Here is a 25,366-nt window from a genome sequence, read left to right as displayed (position 1 = left end):
GCCGTTTAAAAATACTGCTGAAATACCTCTAACCGCGCTTGTTCTAGCGCGGTTTTTATTGCTGCGCCCTTAATGCCTTGCGTAATAAATTGCTGCGGGTTAATTGCTTTAGCTGCTTTGGTTGCTGTTAATAATAATTTTTGATTAGCCAGTGATGCTGCTTGGTTAATCTCAACGGCTTTTAGAACTGCCTCGAACCGTTCAGGGCGGCGCCATAAATCGAGTTGATTGCAGCAACTGAGTAGTTGCTCTGCGGTGATTGTTTGGCTAGTTAAGGTTGCTTGGTGGGTATTAAGTTGTAATGCTAAGTCGCGTACGTCATTTGGTAAACGAATAGTTTGACTGAGAATTTTAATCTCTTCTTGCGTCAATGATGCAGTGGCTTGTACAAACAATAATGCCTGATCGGTTATATTTTGGCTTTGTGCGTAAGCGTAACGGTTTTTTAGTTGTTGATATAACTCATCGCTCCAGTTACCTGCTAAGGCAGGGCTGATTGCACTAAGCGCGCCTAACTGCGCTAAAATATTCAAGAACTCAGCAAATGCGCCATCCGTTAATGATTTTTCACATTCTAGCCAAATGCGTTCTGCGGTGAGTGTTTGTAACTCTCCTTGGTTGATCATCTGTGTTAGCAATTGCTGGGTTTCTTCGGCAATCGTAAAACCAAGATAATGATAACGAGCTGCAAAACGGGCAACGCGTAATATACGCAGAGGATCTTCGCTAAATGCGTCAGATACATGGCGCAAAATGCGGTTGTCTAAATCTTGCTTGCCGCCATAAGGGTCAATTAAGTTGCCATCTTGTGCTTTTGCAATAGCGTTAACGGTTAAATCGCGGCGGCGTAAGTCGTCTTCTAAGGTAACATCTGCTGAAAACTCGCAGACAAAGCCGGTGTAACCTTGGCCTTGTTTTCGCTCGGTACGAGCTAGTGCGTATTCTTCTTTAGTTTTTGGGTGTAAAAAAACAGGAAAGTCTTTACCAACTTGTTGATAGCCTTGTTTGATCAGTTGCTCAGGAGTTGCACCGACCACCACATAATCACGTTCTTTGATGATTCGCCCTAATAGCTCATCACGAACTGCTCCACCGACCAAATAAACTTGCATAACTTCCCCTGAATATTAACTGTGCAAACTATTTTACGTTATTTAGCTAATAAAACGCTAACAAGGTTTTCACTTACGCTGTTTTTTTGCCATTATAGGCCGTGATTTAATCAGTAAGGAAATTTAGGGTGTATTTAAGCTATTTTGGCTTGTCAGAGAAACCGTTTTCAATCGCGCCAAATCCACAGTACTTATTTTTAAGCGAACGCCATAAAGAAGCGTTGGCGCATTTAACTTATGGCTTAGGTGAAGCTGGTGGGTTTGTATTGTTAACCGGTGAGGTGGGAACAGGGAAAACGACCTTAACCCGCAGTTTGCAAGAGCAGTTACCTGAAAACACACAAGTGGCGTTGATCCATAATCCAGCACTGTCACAATTGGAACTGTTAGCGAGTATTTGCGATGAATTTCATATTGTTTATGACGAGCAAAATGCGACGTTAAAAACCTTAACTGATGCAATTAAAAAGCATCTTGAAGCGAATCATCAAGCTGGTGGCCACACTATTTTGATTATTGATGAAGCTCAGCTTTTAGCCCCTGACGTGCTAGAACAGCTTCGTTTATTAACTAACATAGAAACAAACCATAAAAAATTACTACAAATAGTACTGGTTGGTCAGCCAGAATTACAGGCTTTATTAAAGCGTAATGAGTTGCGTCAGTTAGCGCAGCGGATCACTGCTCGTTATCATTTACTACCGTTAACTGAAGGACAAACTTTTGCTTACGTTAAGCATCGTTTGTATGTTGCAGGTTGTGATCGGGGACTATTCTCAAATGATGCGTTAAAAACGATTCACTTAGTTACTGCAGGTATTCCGCGTTTAGTAAACTTATTATGTGAACGCTGTTTAATGGGAGCTTTTTCTAAGCAGCTAACGATGATTGATAGTGATATAGTAATGCGCTCAGCACAAGAAGCGTTACCGCCGAGTGCATTAAGTAGCGTTAGCATAGAGCAGCAGTCGTCGTTTAATTGGCTCTATCCGTTGGCATTTTTAACTGTGCTCAGTCTGGGTATTGGTTTGTCGTTTATTCTTTAATTAATGGTCATATATGTCGTATTTATTAGATGCCTTAAAACAATCAGAACAACATGATGAAGCGTCAGCACATGACAGAAACGCTGAGCAATTAAAACAGCAGCAAGAACTGCAGCTTTATCGTTTTATTGCGATTTCGCTTGGCTTGTTGGTTGCTTTTTTACTGACCTTGATGGCAGGGTTTTCAATTGGTAAATGGTTACAAAAAAATCATTTTAATCCCCCTGAACAAGTGGTAACGACTGTTCAGGATCAATCAGTGGAGCCTGCTGATGACAAAACACCTGTACCTGCCACAGTGAAGCCTGAGCAATCGATACCGGTGCAAATAAATCCAGTACAGACTAGCCCAGCGCAAGTTGCTAGCACGCAGCCGATGTCTCAGCCGCAATTTGTTCAACCTCAGCAATACCAACAAGCAGCAGGGCAATATCAGTGGGTGCAAGTGCCAGTAAATACTGCACCAGCTTATCCGCAAGGTCAGCCAATGCTGGTGCAAACACCTAATGGTTATCAGCAAGTATATGCAGCGCCTCAGCAGCAATATAATCCTAATGCAGTGCAAATGCAGCCAATGATTAACAATAGCGCTAGCAATATCGATATGAGTAAATACAAAGTATTGGGGAAGCCTATTGGCGAACCGACTAGTGAGAAATCAAAGCCTGTGGCAACTGTCAGCGATGAAGAACTTGAAACTGTGCCAACGGCGCTTAAAAACGCCTTTGCTCGCGCTATCGAAGATACTCAAAGCACCCAATCTCATCAAGTAACGCAAGGCACTAAAAATTCATCTTATGCTGAGCCGATTGAGTTACTACCTGATGCTTTGTTGGCATTGATGCCAGAAATTAAATACCAAGCGCATATTTACTCATCATCACCTGATAAACGTTGGGTAAAGCTCAATAATCGGGAGTTATATGAGGGAGATAGCATTGGGGACTTAAGAGTATTAGAGATCACTCCAGAGCAAACGGTGCTGAGTTTTGATGATTATGAATTTAGCTTAAAAGCGCTGCAAGATTGGCCCGAGTGAAGATTATATAGCTACTTCGCGCAGGCCTATTTCGTTTTCGGTGATCATTACGGCAAAATTGAATTTTTGAAAAATCTAATTAAATCAATGTTGAAATCCGCTGGCTTAATGGCGGATTCTAACGAATCTTGATTTCGGTTATGCGCCAGATCTATATCTTGAACTTGCGTATAGTGAGCGTGTTTTGCATTGTAAAAAGTTTTCACTTGAGGTTTAAGAGGGCTGCTTGGGTTGCTTTTGGTCACTAGGCCGACTTTTTGACTCGACAGTTTAACTAACGTGCCAACTGGATGAACGCCAATACACTGAATAAATTTAGTCAGTAACTCGCCATCAAAGCTATCTGGACAACCATCTTTGAGTATTTTAAAGGCCTTGATTGGCTCCATGCCGGCCTTATAAACACGCTCAGCGGTAAGTGCATCATAGACATCAACAATCGATGCCATACGCACGTACTGGCTTATTTCATCAGCTCGCTTGCCAAACGGGTAACCCGTGCCATCTAGTCGCTCATGATGAAAGCCTGCAATATCGACGGCAATGCCTTTAAGGCCCGCTTGTTCTAAAATTTCTTTACTAAAACGCGCATGATCCTGAATCACTTTATATTCTTGATCGGTTAACTTACCCGGCTTATTAAGAATGTCATCCGGTATCTGAATTTTACCAATATCATGTAACAGCGCACCGGTGGCAAGTTCTTCAATAAGCGCTCGTTCAAAACCTAAGTGTTTGGCAAAAATACTGATTAAGATCGAGACGTTGATCGAGTGTTCTAGTAGGTAGGCGTCTTTTTCACGCATACGGGTGATGCATGCTAGCGCATCTTGATTACGAAATACCGAATCAATAAAGCCGCTAGCTAATTCCTTAAAGGGGGTAATATCTATAGTGTTACCGGCTTTTATATCGGTAAATGCTTTGCTTTGCAGTTGTTTTGCTTCGCTGTAGAGCTTAAATGCTTTGTCCATCTCTTGCTCAACACTGTGTGTTGTAGACCAAGGATCACGTTGTTTAGGCGGTTCAACCTTTATATCGTTTGTTGTGGCAGTAGGAGTGAGTTCAACGATGGTTTTATCAGGATCAATTTCAACTTCTAAGATACCGGCTTTTATAAGTTGCTGTACGCCAGCTTGCGTTTTTACCCAACCTTGGTTTTTGATTTTAATTTTACCCGTTTGTTTAGTTACGCTATGTACAAACATACCTGGTATAAGCTGATCGATTGGGATAATTTTCAATGTGTTTACTTCATAATAAATAACATACTACAAAGTTAGCAAAATTCTTACTGGATAAGTAGTAAAAAGGGCGCTAATTAGCGCCCTTTGTTAATATCTACTTAAACTCTACTCGTCATCTTCAACTAAAGTCATTAGTGATGTATTACCGCCTGAAGCAGTTGTATCAATACTAATGGTCTTTTCTGTTAATAAGCGCTTGATTAGCGTGTCGTAGTACTCAGCACTGATCACTGGCAAGATAGCTCCTTTACGTTGCGCTAGCTGTTGACTGAAGTAGCCTAAGCGTGATGAGCGCGATGCAACAACAGCACCTGCTAAATGAGGGTGCGCCAAAATAGCTTGTAACTGATTCGGTTTAGCTACTTGGAATACCCCTTCAGCAATACCTGTTGAGATAAACTTATCTTTAAAGGCCACCGCTTCGTCATAAAATAACTCCGACGCTACGGTGATCACGGTATTACCTGCAGCAAGTGCGGTGATGATCGAAATAGCCCAGAAGTTAAACGAGGTACTCTTATCGGCATAACATACAACACAGCCACGCGCTTCAAGGTGAAGGGTGTTTGATTCACCTGTTGGCCCCGGCAAAGTAGTAAACTTACGCATGTGCTTTTCAAGGCGATTAAGTTGGGCACGAGCATCGGCAAGTGTTAATGCTAAATCGTCGGCTAACTCGTCAATAATATCGACTGTGGCAACTTTAGCTAATAACTGACGTACCGCTGAAACACGATCGTTCAGTGGGGTTGCGCGCCAAATTTTTTCATCGCGCATTGAGTTTGCCATTAACTTCTCGACTTGCTCAGCAGCACCTGAATAGTGGTGAGTGTCAAGCTCGTCTGGCGTCAAGTTAGTCATTTGCACGTTTTCAGGCGATGCTTTTTCTTTAACTAAACGAGTTAAGTAGTTAGGGCCACCTGCTTTAGGCCCGGTGCCAGATAAACCACGACCACCAAACGGTTGTACGCCAACAATCGCGCCAATCATATTACGGTTAACGTAGACGTTCCCGGCACGCGACATTTTTGCTAAGTATTCACAACGCTCTTCGATGCGTGAATGGATACCCATGGTTAAACCAAACCCAGTGTTATTTATTTGGTCAATCACGTTATCAAGTTCTGTGCCTTTAAAGCGAATGATATGTACACATGGGCCAAATACTTCACGTTTCAGTACAGATAGATCTTTGATTTCATATAAACGTGGCGCAAAGAAATACGCTCCGTTTTCGCTATTATCTGGAATATCACACTCATAATGCAGTGTTGCGTTGCCTTTTAAGTACTCAACGTGTTCGTTTAAGTTCTTCAAGGCTTTTTCATCAATTACAGGGCCGATATCGGTTGATAGTAATGATGGATCGCCAATGTGTAGCTCTTTTAACGCGCCTTTGATCATTTCAATTACGCTATCTGCGATATCTTCTTGAATGAACAATACACGCAGTGCAGAACAACGTTGACCAGCACTTTGGAAACCAGAGCTAATCACATCGTCAACGACTTGCTCAGGCAATGCTGTTGAATCTACGATCATACAGTTCTGACCGCCGGTTTCGGCAATCAACGGTACTTGAATATCATTACGTGCAGCAAGTGTTTGTGAAATGATGGTACCGGTCTCAGTTGAGCCTGTGAACATAACCGCTTGAATGCGCTCATCAGGAACAATAGTTTTACCTACTTCACTACCGCGCGCAATAACAGGCTGTACCACATGCTCTGGTAAACCAACAGATAACATAAGCTCAATAGTGCGCAGCGCAATATAGCTAGTTTGTTCAGCTGGTTTAGCAATAACAGTGTTACCAGTTACGATTGCTGCAGCAACTTGACCTAAGAAGATTGCTAATGGGAAGTTCCATGGACTGATACATAAAATCACACCACGGGCTTCAAAGCGCTCATCTTCACTTAGCTCTTCGGCGCGAGCTGCGTAGTAACGACAAAAATCAACCGCTTCACGTACTTCGTCAATACCATCTTGTGCTACTTTGCCGGCTTCTTTGATACAGATAGCCACAAGCTCGTCGTGATGACGTTCTAGAATATCAGCAATACGGCGTAATAGGTTTGCGCGCTCTTTAACTGGCGTTTGTGACCACGATTCAAAGGCGGTTTCTGCATTGCTTAGTAGAGTGAGCATATCATCGCTATTTTGTAGCTTGATATGACCGATGATCTCTTGATGATTGGCTGGGTTCTTAACTGCAATTGAACCTTCAGGAATATCGCTTTCACTAATACGGTGCTCTGCAAACCAGTTATCAAGATTTTCCTTGAATGGCGTGATCACATTGATATCGGTTAAATCCATACCTTTTGAGTTAGCACGTTCAGCGCCGTATAAATCAATCGGCATCTTAATTTGCGTGTTGTACTTGTTACGCAAACCTTGCAGTGTTTCTACCGGATCCGGTAATAACGATTCAACAGGTTTCGTGGTATCTACAATGGCGTTAACAAACGATGAGTTAGCACCGTTTTCAAGTAAACGACGCACTAGATAAGCCAATAAATCTTCGTGCTGACCTACAGGGGCATAAACACGACACTGAATTTTTTCTTCAGTTACGATTTGGTCGAATAATGATTCACCCATACCGTGCAGGCGTTGGAATTCAAAACCTTGGTTATCACCTTTAGCAACTTCTAAAATTGTTGCCGCAGTGTAGGCATTGTGGGTTGCAAACTGTGGATAAAGTACATCACGTGCTTCTAGCATTTTGATAGCACATGCTTTGTAAGATACGTCGGTGGTTGCCTTACGAGTAAATACTGGGAAGTGCTCTAAACCATCTTGTTGTGTGGTTTTGATTTCGGTATCCCAGTAGGCACCTTTAACTAAACGCACCATCATTTTACGACCAACACGGCTGGCAAGCTCAGTTAACCATTCAATCACAAAAATTGCGCGTTTTTGATACGCTTGCACAGCTAAACCAAAACCATGCCAACCAGCTAGGTCATCATCACTAAATACTGCTTCGATTACATCAAGTGAAATATCAAGGCGATCCGCTTCTTCAGCATCAACAGTAAAGCCAATATCGTAGCTTTTAGCTGCCATGGCCAGCTCTTTAAGCTTAGGCACAATTTCGTTCATGACACGTTCTTTATGAGTAAACTCATAGCGAGGATGAATCGCAGACAGCTTCACTGAAATACCAGGGCTTTTAATTGGGCCACGGCCATTTGCCGCTTTACCGATAGCATGAATCGCATTCATATAGCTATTGAAATAACGCTGTGCATCTTTCATGGTGCGCGCGCCTTCGCCAAGCATATCGTATGAATATACATAGCCTTTTTGCTCTTTTTCTGCAGCGCGTTCAATGGCTTCGTTAATTGTACGACCCATAACAAACTGCTTACCCATGATCTTCATGGCAAAGTTTACTGACTTACGAATAACCGGCTCGCCTAAACGACCAATGGTTTTTTTCAGTACACCAAACTGCTGTTCTTTGGTTTTATCAGTGTAGTTAACCATTTTACCGGTCACTAATAGACCCCAAGATGACGCATTAACGAATAGTGAGTCGCTGCTGCCTAAGTGAGAGCTCCAGTCGCCTTTGGCTAACTTATCGCGAATTAGCGTGTCTTGAGTGGCTTTATCTGGCACGCGAAGTAATGCTTCAGCTAAGCACATCAATACCACGCCTTCTTCACTAGAGAGAGAGAACTCATTAAGTAGCGCATCAACACCGCTTTGACCATCTTGATCGCGACGAATAGTGTGAACTATCTGGCGAGCACGTTCCCAAGCACGGCTGCGGGCTTTTACGCCAACTTCAGCAAGCGGTAAAATATGATCAATTACAGCATTTTCGTCAATGCGATAAAAGTCACGGATTTTTTGTCTGATTGGACACGTTGTTGTCAAATCGCCGTCAAATAACATAAGCAACCCTCTGGTGTATGGAGTCTTGCAGCTAAAAAATTTCGCTGCCCGATTTTTATGTACGTAATGCGTGCATTCTAATTAAAATCCAGCAGAATATGCTGGTTAAATTTAGCGTTTTACGATAATTTACAGGGCATACCTTAAACTTATCCGCATAAAATTCTGTTATGACAAGTCCGAATAGATTACGCATGCTCGATCGTATCGATTTAGCAATTTTAGACGTTCTGCAAAAAAACGGCAGAATATCTAATGTTAACCTCGCAAAGCAGGTTAACTTAAGTCCCAGCCCGTGTCTTGATCGAGTAAAACGGCTTGAACAAGAAGGTTACATCGAAGGTTACTTTGCCAAGTTGAGCGAAGCCAAACTTAATCAAAGCTTAGTCGCGCATGTGCAAGTGTCGTTAGTGACGTCAAATACTGCGGTATTTAAAGTGTTCCGTGAACATATTTTAAAAATAAAGCAAGTGGTTGAGTGCGACATGGTTGCTGGTGGCTATGATTACCTATTAAAGATTCGGGTTTCGGATATGGATGAATACCGTCAAGTGCTTGGTGATTTAGTCGATATACCGGGTGTTGGTACGCACCACACTTATATGGTGATCGAAAAAATTAAACAAGACACAGGGCTCAGACTCGATACTTAAATTTAAACTCGCTGCTACCAATACGTAGGCGCGGGTTTACCCCACGCAATTAGATTAAAGTTCTTTCAGAGATTAATTCACCACCGAGAAGAAATAAGTGATTTTTACTTTGGTTTCTCTGTGTAGCGCGCAGCACCTTTGTGCACTCGGTGGTAAAATAGGTTTATCGGTGTAAATGTATAAACAGTCGCGAGGTAAACTCGCTGCTACCAATACGTAGGCGCGGGTTTACCCCACGCATTAAAAAAGCACCCAAGGGTGCTTTTTTAATATCAAATATAGTGGTTATCGATTAAGCCCAGCCGTCGTAACGTTTGCGGCGCGATAATACGATAGTCAAAATAATACCTAAAAACAAACCAATGAAGGCAATTGCTCCGCCATAAGTTAGTAGCTGACGTTTTTCTTTTGCACCGGCTTGTTGTTTTTCAGTGCGTTCAGCTTCTAAGGTACTTTTTAATTTAGCAATCTGCTCTGATAGAGCACTATTTTGGTCAGTTAAAGTTTGGCTTTGCTCTTGTAGCTGCGGTAATTCAATCTGTGCTTGACGAAGTTGCTCTTGCATTGATGCCATTTCAGCACTGAGTGTGCGGTATTGTTGGTGAATACCTGGAGTTTTAGAAACAAATTTAGCTTCTACCCAGCCTTCTCGTTCTTTATCATCAATAACTTTAACAAAGCCATTTTCTTCAGCAGATAGCTGGGTTAGCTTTGTACCAGCATCAACAGAGCCAATAATGCGATAATTTTTACTCGCGCCAGAGTGCATAAATGTATAAATATTATCGACTATATAAGCGGTGTTTGCATCGCTAGCTGAATTGCTTTCTTCTGCGTGACTCATAAATGCGGCCGCTGCGAATAGCAAAGCTAATAAAGAATGTTTAAACATCAATCTACCCTGTTAATGTAACCGTCTGTGGGACAGCAATCGTATTATTCATAGTTAAGTATTGAGATAGTATGGATTTAGCGCGCTAATAGCAAGACTGATATTGTAATCATGGCTGCTGTTTGCTGATTCAAATAAGCTAAAAAATTTGCAATGTTGGGCAGCTTTGTTTATTTTGAGCTCTTATTTATTTTAAAGGTAATCCTCAAGCCTAATGGATACTGAGATAGAACTGAAGTTTTTGGTGTCAGACGCCGTAATCCCACTGATCCCCGCGTTAATTACTCAATTTGCAAAAACGGTTACTAATAAACCTTCGCGTAGTTTACAAAATGCTTATTTTGACACGCCAAGCCGTGAATTAAGAGCGCTCGATATCGGTTTCCGTACCCGCTGTGCTGATAATCAATGTGAGCAAACTATCAAGCTTGCTGGAGAAGTTATGGGCGGGTTGCATCAACGACCTGAATATAATTTACCGCTGGAAAGTAGCCGACCAAATATAACTGCATTTGATGCCAGTATTTGGCCGCATGGTATGCAAATAAGTGCAATTGCCGCTAATCTTTATCCTATTTTTAGTACTAACTTCATTCGTCGTACTTGGCTTATTGAAACCGACAGTGGCGCTAAAATTGAAGTAGTGTTAGATAAAGGTGAAGTATCTGCATCGGGTTTGATGGAGCCAATTTGTGAGCTTGAAATTGAACTGGTTGAAGGCAGCCGCGATGAATTATTTGCTTTAGCAGATAAGTTAGTGAGTCAAAGTAATATTCGATTAGGGCTATATTCTAAAGCAGCTCGTGGTTATCGCCTTGCGGACGAAAAACCACTTAAGCCAAGTAAATCAATTGGCTTTGTATCGTTACCTAAATATGCAACACAAGAGCAAGCACTTATAGCCGCAATTGGCTTTGGTATTCGTTTTGTACAAAAACATGAACAGTGTTATTTCGATAAACCGAGTTTAAAGACTCTGAAACGAGTGACCGATGGTATTAGTTTAATACGTCATACGTTTTGGTTATTTGACGATATTGTTGATAAAAACACCACCGAGCTATTACGCACCGAGCTAAAATGGCTATTAAGTGAATTAGCATGGGTTGAAAACGCGATTCAACTAAAAACCTACACATCTAAGCGCCACGCATACTATAAAAAAATCAACAGTGCACCTGAGTTAACGCAAGTTATTAATGACTTAAAAGAGCTACAGCCAAGTATTGATGATATAAATCGGTTGTTTCATAGCGCTCGCTATAACCGCTTATTATTGTCTTTAACCACCTGGCTGGTGGATAAGCAATGGCGTAAAAGTTGGGGGCAAGTACAGTTTCAAGCAGCTGAAAAACCAGTCGCTGAGATTGCTAATCGATTATTTGAAAAAGATTGGCAAGACCTTCATCAGTTACTGCCAGAACAAAAAACACTGACTGTTAAGGATTACTTAGATTTACGTATGCGTTTAGAAAACAGCTTACTCAGTGGTAACTGTTTAGGTTCGTTATTTGAAAAAGATGAACGCAGTGAGTTTCGTATTCCATGGTTAGATATTTCACACGGCATGTACGAGCTCAGCACGCTTGAGTATCTAAAGCAGCTATGTGCAGGACAAGATGATGAAGAGCTGGCAAAAATTCAAAGCTGGCTTGAAAGAAAGTCTGAATTCTTGGTCGACGCAATGGAACAAAGCCGCTTAGCTTCATATAAAATATCACCTTACTGGCAGTAATCGCGTTTAAGCCAGTACATAGGGAATACACATGGTACGGCGGGTATTATTACTAATGCTGCTCTTTAGTGCCGATGCGCTCAGTGATGTTCAGCATTGGCAACTCTGGAAACAGCATGATGGTGCAAGTGTGTACTACAAAAAACATGATAATGGTATTTTTGAAGTGCAGGCTGAGATCACTATTGAAGGTGTCACGGCCAATGACTTTATGACATTGCTAAGTGATACTAACAGCGCGCCGTTATGGATTGATAATGTTACCCATGTGAAAGTGTTGGAGCGATTAAGTCCCTCAGAAACTATTGTACATACCGAGTTTGAGTCGCCGTGGCCACTCACTGATCGCGATATGGTTAGTTACTCATGCTACCAACAACTGAACGGCACCCAGACTAAGTTAACGATTACAGCAAAAACAGGGGAGCTTGCAAAGCGCCAAGCTGTGATCCGTATCACTGATCTAAAAGCACATTGGTTATTAACTCAACATAGCAGTGAAGGGCAATCATTGTTAACTATAACATATGAAATATACGCTAATCCTGGTGGTGCAATTCCGCATTGGCTAAGCAATAAAGTGGGATTAGAAAGTGCAATGCATACCTTGCTTGCTCTTAAATTACGCCTAATCAATAAAACCTATCAAACCAATCAGCAAGTAAGCCAAGTTGGTAATTGTAGTCACATCAATAAACAATAGCGTGTTAATTCTAACAATTGGTATAATCTGGATAGCTAGTTAACTCCTTGTTATTACTTTGTTTAATTGAACTTTTATTACAAATAATTACAAAAAAAATATTGTTGCTGTAACTTAAATCGGTAATACTCCCGCGCTGGGAACATACTACTTTAAGGACCGTAAAGTGTTTGCATCATCAGTTGCAGGATCAAGCCGTTGGTTTTCATTTGTTAACGAAAGTTGGCGCATCGCTACATTATGGCTAGCGGGTGTTCTATTGTTTATGAGCTTTCGGGTTTTCTTTTTAGTCTACTTTCATGACCGGATCACCACACCAATTGATCTTAACGTTATTTTAAACACCTTAGAAACAGGGTTTGCTTTTGACTCAGCTGCCAGTGGTGTGTGTTTTAGCATTCCTTTTTTATTAAATTGTATTTTACAGCCGATGCGCTTAGGTCATTGGGTAAGAATGGTGCGTAACTTTACGGGTAAGCTTTTTTTTGTAGTCGCTATTTTACTCTGTATAACCAGTATTACGTATATTGCAGAGTACGGTAGCCAATTCAATTACTTTATGTTTGAAGGGTTGCACGATGATCAGCAAGCAATTGCTTTAACCGTGATTGAACAATATCGGCCATGGGGTAGTTTTCTGGGGTTATTAGCACTGTTGGTGGTTGCATTTAAGTTATGCGAGCGCGTTGATAAGCAGTCGAATAGCTTTTTACAGCGCATTTTTACTGACTGTAAATGGAAGCGTACGTTGTTAATTAGCATCATTGTGGTGTTATTTATCTGTGCTATTCGTGGTTCTTTTGAGTCTCGTCCGGCATCACGAAAGTGGTCTGCGGTAACGCCGGACCCATTTATTAATAATTTGGTGATCAATCCATTTCGCAGCTTTTTTTATGCCATTAAAGATTACAACGATCTACAAAGCCATGGCGTAAACGGTGAAAATCCATATTTAAGCCATAACTCAGGGCTTGATGCCTTACCTTTAAATGCGCTGAGTAAACATACGACAGCGCCTTTGTTAGCTGCACCGTCACAGGTATTTGTAATTGTTATGGAAAGTTATGATTCTTGGCCGTTACAACAAAAGTATGCTGCACTTAATTTAACTAATCAGTTAAAAAACCTAGCTAGTAAAGGTATTTACCTAGATAACGTTTTACCTGCAGCTAGCAGTACCATGAATTCGCTATCCAGTATTGTATCTGGGATCCCTTATGCAGGGGTTAATATGAGTTTGATTGGGCCACAAAACCCAAGTAGCAAGCTATCGTTATTTAATCAATTCGAGCAGTTAGGGTACACCAGCCAGTTTTTTTATGGTGGTTTATTATCGTGGCAAAATGTCGGTAAGTACGTTCTATCCCAAGGTGTTGATAAGGTCTATTCAGCTATCGATGCTGGTGGCAAAGGTAGCGCCGGTGTCTGGGGCATTGATGATGGTCAGCTATTTGATTTGGTAGCAGAAAAAACAACGAAAAAAAGTTTTAATGTGATTCTCTCTGGTAGTTATCATGGCCCGTTTAATCTCGATTTAGATAAATATAACTACCCTTATAAGTCGGTTGCAGATTATCCAGCTGAGATAAATAAATTAGCTGGGGAGTTATTAGATCCTTATGTATTAGGGCACTTATGGTATGCAGATAAAATGCTGGGTGAGTTTGTGGCTAAGATGGAGCAACGTTATCCAGATGCATTATTTGTCATTACCGGGGATCATTATAGTCGCCGTAACTTTCATCAGCGCCCAAATTTATATGAGTTAACTCATGTGCCGATAGTGATTTATGGCAAAGGTGTTAGTGCAGATTTAGTGCCTGCCCAACAAGTGGCAAGCCATATGGATATCGCTCCAACATTATTAGATTTAATTGCGCCAGCAAATACTCAGTTTTATAGCATGGGACAATCATTATTTAATGCAGCGCCAGATAGGAGGGTATTTGGTTTTCAAACAATACGTCACAATGAACAGCTCTGGCGTGGTGATTTATCGGCGCTTTATGAGTATTATAGGGTTAATGAGCGGGATAAAACTCAGCTTTTACCGGCTACACCATCGCAATTTGTTGAAATTGATGCACAGACAGAGCAAGCATATACCCAGTATATGGCGACAGCTTGGCAGTTATTAACTCAAGGCATGGATTAAGGTAATGGTTTTACCCATCACCCGATAAGCAACACTTACACGCTAAAGATCATAAAATGACTAAACCAGAAATTAACTTAGTAAACAAACCCAACGGCATAGGAATTGGGCGTATTTTAAAAGCAACTAAATGCTCAATTAAAGGTTTTAAAGCCGCATTTAAGGAAGAGTCGGCCTTTCGTAATGAGCTTGCGCTAGGGCTTGTATTATTGCCATTATCATTTTGGCTAGCGCAATCATTACAGCACTGGGTGATACTTATAATCAGCTTTTTGTTATTGTTGATTGTTGAGTTGCTAAATTCAGCAATTGAAGCATTAACAGATCGAGTCGGTGTTGAATATCATGTGTTATCAGGGCGAGCGAAAGATATTGCTTCAGCGGCTGTGACATTAGCACTGATAGTGTTATTTATTGTATGGGCTGTGGCTGGGTATGAAAAGATAATTACATTGATAGGTTAGGAAGTTAGGCAAAACGTTACAGGCTTTGAGCAACGAGTTTATCTCGCGACAAACACTTATCCTTCGCGGTGGCAAGCCACTCGCCTACAAGTAATATCCACCGCGCTCCTGTAGGTCGCCATTTATGGCGACAAGCCTATTTACCTCCGAGGGTAGTAGGCGCTGTGCGCTACACCGAGAAGACAAAAGTAAAGTTAATTACTTACAGGTTTTTCCTCTATGAGCTCGGTGAACTCTGTGGTGAAATTATAAAAAAAATAGGTTTGCACCAAGAGTAGTGAATAAGGGGGGAAATACCACTGGCTTCGAACACGCCCTAACTCCTAGCCACTTCCTAGAACCTAGTTTTAATTGTGCGGGGTAAACCCGCGCCTATGTCTGGTAGCAGCGAGTTTACCTCGCGACAATAACCTAGGCATTTACAACAATATAATCAGCAGGCATAAAAAAAAGCGCCAATTGGCGCTTTTTTGTATTCACACAATGGCTAATATTAAAGACCAGCTGCTGCGCGAAGTGCGTCTGCTTTATCTGTGCGTTCCCAAGGGAATTCATCACGACCAAAATGCCCGTAAGCTGCAGTTGGTAGATAAATAGGGCGCTCAAGATCAAGCATTTTAATTAAGCCATATGGACGTAAGTCAAAGTGTTCACGAATCAATTCAATTAAACGTGATTCTTCAAGCTTGCTGGTACCAAATGTTTCAACACTGATTGACGTTGGCTCTGCAACACCGATTGCGTAAGAAACTTGTAGCTCACATTTGTCAGCAAGGCCCGCAGCAACGATGTTTTTAGCAACGTAACGTGCAGCGTACGCAGCTGAACGGTCAACTTTTGATGGATCTTTACCTGAGAATGCACCGCCACCGTGACGAGCCATGCCGCCATAGGTATCAACGATAATTTTACGACCAGTAAGACCACAGTCACCCATTGGGCCACCGATTACAAAACGGCCAGTCGGGTTAATGAAAAACTTAGTTGCACTAGTGATAAGCTCAGCAGGCAGTACCGGCTTGATAATTGTTTCCATCACAGCTTCTACTAAATCTTTTTGTGAAATGTCTTCACTGTGTTGCGTAGAAAGTACCACTGCGTCAATACCTACTGGCTTGCCGTTTTCATATGCAAAAGTAACTTGTGATTTTGCATCAGGACGTAACCAGTTAAGCTCGCCGCTTTTACGTACTTGCGCTTGACGCTGCACTAAACGGTGTGAGTAAGTGATTGGTGCAGGCATTAATACTTCAGTTTCATTACATGCGTAACCAAACATTAGGCCTTGGTCGCCAGCGCCTTGTTCTTCTGGGCTAGTACGGTCAACACCTTGGTTGATGTCAGGAGACTGCTTACCAATCGTGTTTAAAATTGCACACGAGTCGGCATCAAAACCCATATCAGAATGAGTGTAGCCAATTTCACGTACAGTTTTACGTGTGATTTCTTCGATATCAACCCATGCGCTAGTAGTGATTTCACCACCAACCATAACCATACCAGTCTTTACGTAAGTTTCACACGCAACACGGGCATGAGAATCTTGTTCTAAGATGGCATCTAGTACCGCGTCAGAGATTTGGTCCGCGATTTTATCCGGATGACCTTCAGAAACAGATTCAGAAGTAAATAAATGTTTTGCCATTGTCTTTGCTCACAAATATTGCGCTTCACAAACGTCGGTAAGAGCGCTAAAAAATTTAGGGGCGTATTTTATCTAAAACAACGATAGTTGCATAGTGTTTTTACGCCTAGACGTCTAAATAAAATTACTAATAACTTTTTGTTCTTAAAAAAAATTCATAATGCCCAATTTAATCAGGTTTTTAATTGCATACAGCCCCTACAATAAGTAAGAATGGATCTTCAAATGAATACACACAATAACCAGCGCAAATACAGTAAAGGTAGGAGAATCCATGCCGTCTCGCAAAGAACTTGCAAATGCTATTCGCGTCTTATCAATGGACGCAGTACAAAAGGCCAAATCTGGCCACCCTGGAGCCCCTATGGGCATGGCTGATATCGCAGAAGTACTATGGCGCGATTATCTAAACCACAACCCAACAAATCCAGAGTGGGTAGATAGAGATCGATTTATACTTTCCAATGGCCACGGTTCAATGCTTATTTATTCTCTATTGCATTTAAGTGGTTATGATTTACCAATTGAGGAAATTAAAAACTTCCGTCAAATGCATTCAAAAACACCAGGACACCCAGAATATGGGTATGCGCCAGGTATTGAGACTACTACGGGCCCACTTGGTCAAGGGATCACTAACGCGGTAGGTATGGCGATTGCTGAAAAAGCATTAGCCGCGCAATTTAACCGCGAAGGTCACGATATTGTTGATCACCACACATATACTTTCTTAGGCGATGGTTGCTTAATGGAAGGTATTTCTCATGAAGCATGTTCACTTGCCGGCACATTAGGCCTAGGTAAGCTTGTTGCGTTTTGGGATGACAACGGTATTTCAATTGATGGTGAAGTTGAAGGTTGGTTTAGCGATGATACACCTGCACGCTTTAAAGCCTACGGTTGGCATGTAGTAAGTGACGTTGATGGCCATGACTCTGACGCTATCCGCGCAGCCATCGAAGAAGCACGCAGCATCACCGACAAGCCAACACTAATTTGTTGTAAAACAGTTATCGGTTATGGTTCACCAAATAAATCAGGTAGCCATGATTGTCACGGCGCACCACTAGGTGAAGACGAAATCAAAGCAGCACGCGAGTTCCTTGGTTGGACTGGTGAAGCATTTGAAATCCCAGCTGATATTTATGCACAATGGGATGGCAAAGAAAAGGGTAAACAACTTGAAGCTAACTGGGATGAAAAATTTGCCGCGTACGCCGCTGCACACCCAGAACTAGCCGCTGAATTTAAACGCCGTACTAGTAGTGAGTTGCCAGCAGATTGGGCTGAAAAATCACAAGCATATATTGAGCAACTAGACGCAAATCCAGCAAACCCAGCATCACGTAAGGCATCGCAAGACGCACTGAATGCATTTGGCCCATTACTGCCTGAATTTATGGGCGGCTCAGCTGATTTAGCGGGTTCTAACCTGACTATTTGGAAAGGCTCTAAAGGCTTAACACGCGATGATGCCAGCGGTAACTACATCTATTACGGTGTTCGTGAGTTTGGTATGTCGGCGATTATGAATGGTATTGCACTGCATAAAGGCTTTATTCCTTACGGCGCAACTTTCCTAATGTTTATGGAATATGCACGTAATGCTGTTCGTATGGCTGCACTTATGAAAGTGCCAAGCATTTTTGTATATACACACGATTCAATCGGTTTAGGTGAAGATGGTCCAACTCACCAACCAGTAGAGCAAATTGCTAGCATGCGTTTAACGCCAAACCTAGTTAACTGGCGCCCGTGTGACCAAGTTGAGTCTGCGATTGCATGGCAACAAGCGATTGAGCGCCAAGATGGTCCAACATCACTTATCTTTACTCGCCAAGGCCTTGAGCAACAAACTCGCTCAGCGCAGCAATTAAGCGACGTGAAAAAAGGTGGTTATGTGCTGAGCTGTGATGGCGAGCCTGAGCTTATCTTAATCGCAACTGGTTCTGAGGTGCAATTAGCACAAGATTCAGCGGCAGAACTACGTAAGCAAGGTAAAAAAGTACGCGTTGTATCAATGCCATCAACAGATGCATTTGATGCGCAAGATGCTGCATACAAAGAAAGCGTATTACCAGCTGCAGTTTCACGCCGCGTAGCAGTAGAGGCAGGCATTGCAGACTACTGGTATAAATACGTAGGCCTAAACGGCGCAGTAGTAGGTATGACCACCTTTGGTGAGTCAGCCCCTGCAAATGAGCTGTTTGAGCACTTTGGCTTCACGGTAGAAAACATCGTAAACAAAGCTAACGAATTGTTTTAATCTTTACGATTGAAATTTAAAAGCCCGCACTGTGGTTACACAGCGCGGGCTTTTTGTGTTTGGCCGGTAGGTTGGGTAGAGCGCAGCGAAACCCAACGAAGGGAATTTGAGCCGTCAGCCGTCAGTCATAAGCTTTCAGCTGTCAGTTTTAGAATAGTTAAGCGTAAGCGACTTGACGCGCTAAAGCACGACCTACACTGTTAGCCCGAAGCCCGAAGCCCGAAGCCCATGAGTATTTTTCACATCACTACACTTGCATGCTATGCGTCCTTAAGGCAATGTGGTCGCAGTTAAATTATAAATCAAAGAACAGGAGTGAGGATGTCTCAGTTTGATAATGTAAGTGTTGTTAAAACAGCGAACGTATATTTTGACGGTAAAGTATCAAGTCGTACCGTGGTTTTTGCTGATGGCAGCACTAAAACGTTAGGTTTTATGCAACCGGGTGAGTTTGAATTTGCTACGAGCAAAAAAGAATTGATGGAATTAAACGGCGGCCAGTGGGATGTATTACTCCCTGGTGAGACGAAATGGCAAACGATGTCAGCAGGGGAGTCTTTTAACGTTGATGCTAACGTTACCTTTCAAGTAAAAGTGACTGACTTTGCTGATTACTGTTGTTCGTATACTTAATATACAAATCAAGTGACACGCTGAAAGCCCGCCATGCGCGGGCTTTTGCATATTTAATGTGACTAAATTGATCTACATCAGCTGTAATAACAAATAAATTTCATATTTATGCTTTTCTGCCTTGTGTTAATCTAAATAGCCCCCAATACTAGTTATGAGGTAACATAAAAAAGGATACCCTATGAAAATTAATCTTTCTGGTCACCATGTTGACGTTACTGACTCTATTAGAGAGCACATCAACGAAAAATTTTCAAAAATTGCGAGTCATTTTCCATCTCTGATCGCACTAGATATCATTCTTTCAAAAGAGCATCATAAGCTCCAAGCAGAAATCAGTACCATATACGAAGGCGCGCGTTTATCCGTTAAAGGTGAGAACGAAGTTCTTTATCCAGCTATTGCAAACGCGGCTAAAAAACTCGATGCAGCACTAAAGCATCGTAAAGGCCAAATTAAAGCCAATTTACATGAAAAACCGGTGAGCACTACACCTGAAATTGCTCATGAAATTATTCAAGAAATGGACCTACGTTAAATAATAAAGACGCTAGATCTTAGGCAACTAGGATCTAGCGATTTACATCTAAAGGACTAGTCCTCTAAACCTCCGCTTTACTCTTTATTTCTTAATTAAAACGCTGTAACTTGCTTATTATTAACCATAAGTAATAAGTACACAGATGCAGTCAGCAGTATCAATTTGGCAAACTCGTTTAAACGCACTAGGTCCCGGTATTTTAATGGCGACCGCTGCAATTGGTGGCTCACATTTAGTGGCATCAACGCAAGCAGGGGCTATTTTTGGCTGGCAGCTATTTTGGTTAATCCTCGTTGTTAACGTGCTTAAGTATCCATTTTTCCGCTTTGGTATCGAGTACACGCTAGCCACAAAAAAAAGCTTAGTTGAAGGCTATCAAAGTAAAGGCCCATGGTTTTTTTATAGTTTTATTGGCTTAAATATTATTGCTGCGGTGGTCAATACTGCTGGTGTGCTGCTATTAACGGCCAGTTTATTACACTACGCTTTACCTATTGCTATTTCAGTGACTTTACTGTGTTGGTTGATCCTCGCCGTTTGCTTAGTCATTTTATTACTCGGGCACTTTAAAGCACTCGATAACGTCGCCAAGGCTATTATGGGGCTACTTACACTAGCAACAGTCATTGCCCTAGCTATTGCATTTAGTAACGGCCCAATGGCACCTGCTGATTACGTTGGCCCATCTCCCTATGAACTTGCTATGCTGGGTTTTATGGTGGCATTGATGGGCTGGATGCCTGCACCGATTGAAATCTCAGCATTAAGCTCATTGTGGCTTAAAGAAAAACAAAGCCAACAAACGGTAACTAGAGCGCAGGGGTTATTTGATTTTAATTTAGGTTATTGGTTAACCGCAGGGCTGGCATTAGTATTCTTTTCACTTGGTGTGCTAGTGCAATACGGGCAAAGCGCGAATATAGAGCTCGGCGGCGTGGCATTTGCTAAACAGCTTATTGATATGTATGCCCTTACCATAGGTGAATGGGCACGACCATTAGTTTCAATTATCGCGTTTTTGTGTATGTTTGGCACAACTTTAACCGTGCTTGATGGCTACGCCCGCACATTAAACGAATCACACAAGTTATTAGGTTTTAAACAAAGTAAGCACAGCTTAAATATCTGGTTGATAGTACAGTCTTTGGCGGGGATGGCGGTGATCTTATTCTTTAAATCAGCCCTTGGCCCTATGCTTACTTTTGCTATGACGCTAGCATTTTTGACCACGCCGATTTTTGCATGGCTGAACTTCAGCTTAGTTCGCTCAGTGCCAAGTATTCAGCATTCCAAAGTAATACAAAGCTTGAGCTGGTTAGGACTGATTTATTTAGTTGGCTTTGCGTTGGTGTTTTTGGTTTGGAAGCTTGGTTAACAGCAAAGTAGTTAATTGGAGTTTGCGCGGGGTAAACCCGCGCCTACGTATTGGTAGCAGCGAGTTTACCTCGCCACGGGCTGCGAGCTTCGAATACTAGAACCTAGCTACTACCTAAAACCTAGCCCCTATTTTTCAATTACTTCAGGCTTACTTGAAAAAATCATCGTCGTTTTTAGCAAGCATAGCTTCAATATCTTCAATCATATCTTGGCTTAAATCATCTGCAGAGGTTATTGGTGCAGAGATTTTATTGTTTTCAAACGACCATTCGCCTAAATCAATTAACTGACAGCGTTTTGAACAAAAAGGGCGGTGCGGACTTTTTTCTGACCATTCGACTTGGGTTTTACACGTTGGGCAGCTTACAACTGTTGGCATAACATCTTCTCATACATATTGTTTACGATTTATAACTCTAAAACCTAGAAAGCTAGGTTTTAGGATCTTAAAAACTAGTTACTCGGTTTATCTCGGCTAATGAAGTCATACCGGCGGCAGCTTTTCTGAGGCCTGATAAACGCAAGTTATTAAAGCCTGACTTTAACGATACTTCAGCAATTTCTAGTGAATTACCGCCACGCATAATGATTTGCGCTATTTCTGGAGTAATCTGCATTACTTCATAAATACCCACACGACCTTTGTAGCCATCAGTGCAGCTATCGCAGCCTTTGGGTGCAAATAAAGTGAGTTCAGTTATTTGTTCAGGGCTAAAACCTTGGCGTTGTAACTCTTCGTCCGGCAAGCTTTCAGGTGCTTTACATTTAGGGCATAAACGTCGAGCTAAGCGCTGTGCGATAATTAAGCTAATCGAGCTGGCAACGTTATAAGCAGGTACACCCATATTAAGTAAACGGGTTAGGGTTTCAGGTGCAGAGTTAGTATGTAAGGTCGATAATACCAAGTGACCAGTTTGCGCCGCTTTAATAGAAATTTCAGCGGTTTCAAGATCTCGGATCTCACCGACCATCACCACATCAGGATCTTGACGTAAAAACGCTTTTAGCGCATTAGCAAAGGTCATCTCTGCGCGCGGGTTAATTTGTACTTGGTTGATACCTTCAAGGTTAATTTCAACCGGATCTTCTGCAGTGCTAATATTACGCTCTGGTTGGTTAAGAATATTCAAACCAGTGTAAAGCGATACTGTTTTACCCGAGCCGGTAGGGCCGGTAACTAAAATCATGCCTTGCGGTTGTTGCAGCGCATCCATATAGAGCTTTTTCTGCTCAGGTTCGTAACCCAGTACATCAATGCCAAGCATGGCACTGGATGAATCAAGGATACGCATTACTATTTTTTCGCCCCACAAAGTCGGCAGCGTACTTACCCGGAAATCGATACTTTTACGTTCGGTGATTTTAAGTTTGATACGGCCATCTTGTGGTTTACGTTTTTCGGCAATATCTAAGCGTGCCATTACTTTTATCCGCGCTGATAAACGCGTAGCTAAGCTGTTCGGCGGGCTGGCCATTTCATGTAAAATGCCATCGATACGAAAACGCACGCGGTATTTATGTTCGTAAGGTTCAAAGTGTAAATCCGAGGCGCCTTTTTTAATTGCATCCATCAAAATTTTATTGATGTAGACGATAATTGGGGCATCGTCTTTTTCGTCTTCGCCGTTGTTTTGTATTTCGCGAGGGCTTTCGGTATCTAACTCACTAAATTCTTTAAATTCTTCATCGCTTAAATGCAAACTACCAGAGGCATCAAGCAATTGCTCTATTTTGGCTTCAAGCTGGCGATAATCAACAACGACCACCTCACAGGCAAGCCCTGTACTGAATTCAAAGTTTTCAAAAGCACCATAATCAGTCGGATCCGACGCGGCAATGTAGAGTTTACGGCCTTTTTTAATTAAAGGCAGAATATGATGATCTTTGATCAGTTTTTCTTTAACAAGCTCTTTGGGGATCAGCTCGACGTCAAACTCACGTATATCAAAATAAGGCACTCGGAATAAGTCGATGCATTGCTCGGCAAGTTCATGACCATCAATACCGCTGCATTTTGCGATCAACTCTGCAGTTGAGCCATACTCACGTTGTTTGAGTTTGACTGTTTCTGCGTCAATACGGCCAAGCGTAATAAACTTTCTAAGTAATGGTGAATTAATATTCATTGCGCACCTTGGTTAGATCCTTTCATAGCCAGCAATTTATCAGAAAAAAGAATGGTATAACATCAGTCTTGTCGATTTAAGGTAATTTGACAACAAAAAGCTAAAAAGTTTTTGTTTATCACAACCGTTATCATCTTTATTAGTTAGCTTTAGCCGTTAGTTGTAAGTAGTTTTGATGAAGTTGCATTATATCCTGCTCAACTAAATGCAATGGGCGGTTGTTATCAATCACATCGTCAGCTCGGTGGCGTTTATCCTCGCGTGACATTTGTGCGGCGATAATACTGCGTGCTTGCTGCTCAGAGGTGTTATCGCGGGCGATAGTACGCTTGAGTTGTATTTCTACAGGAACGTCAATCACTAAAGTGCGATCACAATATTGCTCAAGACCATTTTCAAATAACAGTGGTGCGACGAGTACCACATATGCGCTGTTTGCAGAGTGTAAATCAGTAAGAGTTTTTTCACGGATCAGTGGATGCAGTAAATTATTAAGCCAAGTTTTTTGCGCTGTATCAGCAAAAATAATCTCACGTAATTGCGCCCGGTTTAAACTGCCGTCGGGGTTTAGCACTTGGGCACCAAAATGCTCACTAATGGCAGCTAAACCAGGGCTATGCGGTTTGACTACGTGGCGTGCAATAATATCAGCATCAACTACGGTAATAGCGAGTTTTTCAAACATGGCACTAACGGCGCTTTTTCCGCAACCAATACCGCCGGTTAAGCCCAGCACCCAATTTTTCATCGGTTTATGAGTGGATGCATTCATATTAATAACCTAACAAATTAAAATAAAATACTTGGATTTGTGTGCCCCATAACAAAGTAACCCAACCTGCAATGGCTAAATAAGGCCCAAATGGAATTGGCGTGGCTTTATCTTTGCCTTGAATACTCAATAACGCGATACCAATAATAGCGCCCACTACACTCGATAATAAAACAATGGTGAGTAATGATTGCCAGCCAAGCAATGCGCCAAATACCGCCAGTAATTTAAAATCACCATAGCCCATGCCTTCTTTACCGGTGATCAGTTTAAATAGCCAAAATACGCTCCAGAGGCTTAAGTAACCACATGCTGCACCAATAATGGCATCTGTTGGGGAGATAGTGATGCCCATTACCGCAGCAATTAATGCAAACCAGACTAAAGGTAAGGTGAGTTGGTCAGGCAGTAGCATATGATCAATGTCAATAAAGGTCAGGGCGACGAGCACCCAAGTAATTAAAATATACAGTAGTGCCTGATCAGTCGCGCCAAAGGTGTAGGCCACTATTAAGCTTAAAACCGCAGTAAGCATTTCAACAATTGGGTAACGTACTGAAATTGGGTTACTGCAACTGGCGCAGCGACCTTTTAACAATAACCAGCTAATAACAGGAATGTTTTGCCAAGGCTTAATTGCCGTTTTGCATTTTGGGCAGGTCGAGTTGGGCTTGATCAGATTAAACTCAGTTTCTGTATTATCAGCTTTTGTAGGTTTTAAATCGTCAGCCAGTAAAACACGGCATTCTGTTTGCCATTCACGTTGCATCATTATCGGCAACCGGTAAATAACTACATTCAAAAAACTGCCAATACACAGGCTCACTAAGCCAACAGTGAGTAAATAAAACCATAATTGGTTTTGCATAACAGTGATTATATCGAGAAAGAAATTTTGCATTCGCTAAAACCTAAAATCTAAAAACTACTAAAAGCCCGCACTTACGTGTATGTAGCAGCGAGTTTATCTCGTGACTGTTTATACATTTACACCGATAAACTTATTTTACCACCGAGGGCACAAAGACGCTGCGCGCTACACAGAGAAACC

General features: G+C 41.9%; 20 protein-coding genes. 11 read left to right on the top strand and 9 right to left on the bottom strand.

The genetic code is table 11. The features are described from left to right. Positions 1 to 5: 5 nt before the first annotated feature. Positions 6 to 1,112: a tRNA nucleotidyltransferase gene (locus tag FW757_RS03610; RefSeq protein WP_182739884.1), complete on the bottom strand. Its 1,107-nt coding sequence runs from the start codon at positions 1,110 to 1,112 to the stop codon at positions 6 to 8. A gap of 128 nt (positions 1,113 to 1,240) precedes the next feature. Here FW757_RS03610 and FW757_RS03605 point away from each other — a divergent pair, with 128 nt between their 5' ends. Together FW757_RS03605 and FW757_RS03600 are read left to right on the top strand one after the other, a co-directional pair. Continuing rightward, entirely contained in the window at positions 1,241 to 2,158 is a 918-nt protein-coding gene (locus tag FW757_RS03605; RefSeq protein ID WP_145235164.1) for an ExeA family protein, read from the top strand. 13 nt (positions 2,159 to 2,171) lie between these two features. After that, on the top strand, positions 2,172 to 3,197 hold the full coding sequence (locus tag FW757_RS03600; protein WP_446440868.1) for a general secretion pathway protein GspB: 1,026 nt from the start codon (positions 2,172 to 2,174) through the stop codon (positions 3,195 to 3,197). Positions 3,198 to 3,244: 47 nt separating this feature from the next. On the opposite strand, the gene FW757_RS03595 is transcribed toward FW757_RS03600, so the two are convergent. Together FW757_RS03595 and putA are read right to left on the bottom strand one after the other, a co-directional pair. Next, positions 3,245 to 4,441, bottom strand: coding sequence for an HD-GYP domain-containing protein (locus FW757_RS03595; protein ID WP_182718366.1), 1,197 nt, complete (start codon positions 4,439 to 4,441; stop codon positions 3,245 to 3,247). 108 nt (positions 4,442 to 4,549) lie between these two features. After that, positions 4,550 to 8,353: a bifunctional proline dehydrogenase/L-glutamate gamma-semialdehyde dehydrogenase PutA gene (gene putA / locus FW757_RS03590; protein ID WP_182718365.1), complete on the bottom strand. Its 3,804-nt coding sequence runs from the start codon at positions 8,351 to 8,353 to the stop codon at positions 4,550 to 4,552. Between the two features lie 170 nt (positions 8,354 to 8,523). Here putA and FW757_RS03585 point away from each other — a divergent pair, with 170 nt between their 5' ends. Further along, positions 8,524 to 9,006, top strand: a complete 483-nt coding sequence (locus tag FW757_RS03585; protein ID WP_145235173.1) for a winged helix-turn-helix transcriptional regulator — start codon at positions 8,524 to 8,526, stop codon at positions 9,004 to 9,006. A 292-nt stretch (positions 9,007 to 9,298) separates the two neighbouring features. On the opposite strand, the gene FW757_RS03580 is transcribed toward FW757_RS03585, so the two are convergent. Next, positions 9,299 to 9,898, bottom strand: coding sequence for a TIGR04211 family SH3 domain-containing protein (locus FW757_RS03580; protein ID WP_446440867.1), 600 nt, complete (start codon positions 9,896 to 9,898; stop codon positions 9,299 to 9,301). A 214-nt stretch (positions 9,899 to 10,112) separates the two neighbouring features. Here FW757_RS03580 and FW757_RS03575 point away from each other — a divergent pair, with 214 nt between their 5' ends. The 4 genes from FW757_RS03575 to FW757_RS03560 all read left to right on the top strand — a co-directional run bounded on the left by FW757_RS03575 (position 10,113) and on the right by FW757_RS03560 (position 14,955). After that, a complete protein-coding gene (locus FW757_RS03575) occupies positions 10,113 to 11,633 on the top strand; it encodes a CYTH and CHAD domain-containing protein (RefSeq protein ID WP_182719526.1) in 1,521 nt (506 codons plus the stop codon). Between the two features lie 31 nt (positions 11,634 to 11,664). Beyond that, positions 11,665 to 12,336, top strand: coding sequence for an START domain-containing protein (locus FW757_RS03570; RefSeq protein WP_182719525.1), 672 nt, complete (start codon positions 11,665 to 11,667; stop codon positions 12,334 to 12,336). A gap of 166 nt (positions 12,337 to 12,502) precedes the next feature. After that, positions 12,503 to 14,491 carry an LTA synthase family protein gene (locus FW757_RS03565; RefSeq protein ID WP_446440866.1) on the top strand — a complete coding sequence of 663 codons (1,989 nt, stop codon included), beginning with the start codon at positions 12,503 to 12,505 and terminating at the stop codon, positions 14,489 to 14,491. 56 nt (positions 14,492 to 14,547) lie between these two features. Further along, the gene (locus tag FW757_RS03560; RefSeq protein WP_182719523.1) at positions 14,548 to 14,955 is read left to right on the top strand and encodes a diacylglycerol kinase; all 408 of its coding nucleotides are present in this window, start codon (positions 14,548 to 14,550) and stop codon (positions 14,953 to 14,955) included. A gap of 493 nt (positions 14,956 to 15,448) precedes the next feature. Here the strand turns inward: FW757_RS03560 and metK are convergent, their stop codons facing one another. Next, the gene (metK, locus tag FW757_RS03555; RefSeq protein ID WP_149981353.1) at positions 15,449 to 16,600 is read right to left on the bottom strand and encodes a methionine adenosyltransferase; all 1,152 of its coding nucleotides are present in this window, start codon (positions 16,598 to 16,600) and stop codon (positions 15,449 to 15,451) included. Positions 16,601 to 16,874: 274 nt separating this feature from the next. On the opposite strand from metK, the gene tkt reads away from it, so the two are divergent. The 4 genes from tkt to FW757_RS03535 all read left to right on the top strand — a co-directional run bounded on the left by tkt (position 16,875) and on the right by FW757_RS03535 (position 21,415). After that, positions 16,875 to 18,866 carry a transketolase gene (gene tkt, locus FW757_RS03550; protein ID WP_182762468.1) on the top strand — a complete coding sequence of 664 codons (1,992 nt, stop codon included), beginning with the start codon at positions 16,875 to 16,877 and terminating at the stop codon, positions 18,864 to 18,866. A 321-nt stretch (positions 18,867 to 19,187) separates the two neighbouring features. Continuing rightward, positions 19,188 to 19,499 carry a pyrimidine/purine nucleoside phosphorylase gene (gene ppnP / locus FW757_RS03545; protein WP_145235187.1) on the top strand — a complete coding sequence of 104 codons (312 nt, stop codon included), beginning with the start codon at positions 19,188 to 19,190 and terminating at the stop codon, positions 19,497 to 19,499. Between the two features lie 181 nt (positions 19,500 to 19,680). Next, entirely contained in the window at positions 19,681 to 20,037 is a 357-nt protein-coding gene (gene hpf / locus FW757_RS03540) for a ribosome hibernation-promoting factor, HPF/YfiA family (protein ID WP_145235189.1), read from the top strand. Between the two features lie 205 nt (positions 20,038 to 20,242). Then, positions 20,243 to 21,415, top strand: coding sequence for an NRAMP family divalent metal transporter (locus FW757_RS03535; protein ID WP_182762476.1), 1,173 nt, complete (start codon positions 20,243 to 20,245; stop codon positions 21,413 to 21,415). A gap of 150 nt (positions 21,416 to 21,565) precedes the next feature. On the opposite strand, the gene yacG is transcribed toward FW757_RS03535, so the two are convergent. The 4 genes from yacG to FW757_RS03515 form a co-directional block, all read right to left on the bottom strand. Continuing rightward, complete coding sequence (gene yacG / locus FW757_RS03530; RefSeq protein ID WP_149981349.1) at positions 21,566 to 21,796, bottom strand: DNA gyrase inhibitor YacG; 231 nt, start codon at positions 21,794 to 21,796, stop codon at positions 21,566 to 21,568. A 67-nt stretch (positions 21,797 to 21,863) separates the two neighbouring features. After that, positions 21,864 to 23,543, bottom strand: coding sequence for a type IV-A pilus assembly ATPase PilB (gene pilB, locus FW757_RS03525; protein WP_182719520.1), 1,680 nt, complete (start codon positions 23,541 to 23,543; stop codon positions 21,864 to 21,866). Between the two features lie 139 nt (positions 23,544 to 23,682). Further along, complete coding sequence (coaE, locus tag FW757_RS03520) at positions 23,683 to 24,315, bottom strand: dephospho-CoA kinase (protein WP_182768271.1); 633 nt, start codon at positions 24,313 to 24,315, stop codon at positions 23,683 to 23,685. Position 24,316: 1 nt separating this feature from the next. Beyond that, on the bottom strand, positions 24,317 to 25,216 hold the full coding sequence (locus tag FW757_RS03515; protein WP_446440865.1) for a prepilin peptidase: 900 nt from the start codon (positions 25,214 to 25,216) through the stop codon (positions 24,317 to 24,319). Positions 25,217 to 25,366: the final 150 nt, after the last annotated feature.

Source organism: Pseudoalteromonas sp. 1181_04 (genome assembly GCF_052850545.1).
The sequence above is the reverse complement of the archived record's forward strand: the minus strand, read 5'-3'. Positions and strand labels throughout refer to the sequence as shown.

What these genes read in the sequence shown, in the direction of transcription:
- coaE (WP_182768271.1), bottom strand. Translation starts at nt 24,315, where the DNA reads ATGAATGCATCCACTCATAAACCGATGAAAAATTGGGTGCTGGGCTTA.
- pilB (WP_182719520.1), bottom strand. Translation starts at nt 23,543, where the DNA reads ATGAATATTAATTCACCATTACTTAGAAAGTTTATTACGCTTGGCCGT.
- metK (WP_149981353.1), bottom strand. Translation starts at nt 16,600, where the DNA reads ATGGCAAAACATTTATTTACTTCTGAATCTGTTTCTGAAGGTCATCCG.
- FW757_RS03560 (WP_182719523.1), top strand. Translation starts at nt 14,548, where the DNA reads ATGACTAAACCAGAAATTAACTTAGTAAACAAACCCAACGGCATAGGA.
- FW757_RS03535 (WP_182762476.1), top strand. Translation starts at nt 20,243, where the DNA reads ATGGCGACCGCTGCAATTGGTGGCTCACATTTAGTGGCATCAACGCAA.
- tkt (WP_182762468.1), top strand. Translation starts at nt 16,875, where the DNA reads ATGCCGTCTCGCAAAGAACTTGCAAATGCTATTCGCGTCTTATCAATG.
- FW757_RS03570 (WP_182719525.1), top strand. Translation starts at nt 11,665, where the DNA reads ATGGTACGGCGGGTATTATTACTAATGCTGCTCTTTAGTGCCGATGCG.
- FW757_RS03580 (WP_446440867.1), bottom strand. Translation starts at nt 9,898, where the DNA reads ATGTTTAAACATTCTTTATTAGCTTTGCTATTCGCAGCGGCCGCATTT.
- ppnP (WP_145235187.1), top strand. Translation starts at nt 19,188, where the DNA reads ATGTCTCAGTTTGATAATGTAAGTGTTGTTAAAACAGCGAACGTATAT.
- FW757_RS03585 (WP_145235173.1), top strand. Translation starts at nt 8,524, where the DNA reads ATGACAAGTCCGAATAGATTACGCATGCTCGATCGTATCGATTTAGCA.
- FW757_RS03575 (WP_182719526.1), top strand. Translation starts at nt 10,113, where the DNA reads ATGGATACTGAGATAGAACTGAAGTTTTTGGTGTCAGACGCCGTAATC.
- FW757_RS03610 (WP_182739884.1), bottom strand. Translation starts at nt 1,112, where the DNA reads ATGCAAGTTTATTTGGTCGGTGGAGCAGTTCGTGATGAGCTATTAGGG.
- putA (WP_182718365.1), bottom strand. Translation starts at nt 8,353, where the DNA reads ATGTTATTTGACGGCGATTTGACAACAACGTGTCCAATCAGACAAAAA.
- yacG (WP_149981349.1), bottom strand. Translation starts at nt 21,796, where the DNA reads ATGCCAACAGTTGTAAGCTGCCCAACGTGTAAAACCCAAGTCGAATGG.
- hpf (WP_145235189.1), top strand. Translation starts at nt 19,681, where the DNA reads ATGAAAATTAATCTTTCTGGTCACCATGTTGACGTTACTGACTCTATT.
- FW757_RS03600 (WP_446440868.1), top strand. Translation starts at nt 2,172, where the DNA reads ATGTCGTATTTATTAGATGCCTTAAAACAATCAGAACAACATGATGAA.
- FW757_RS03515 (WP_446440865.1), bottom strand. Translation starts at nt 25,216, where the DNA reads ATGCAAAATTTCTTTCTCGATATAATCACTGTTATGCAAAACCAATTA.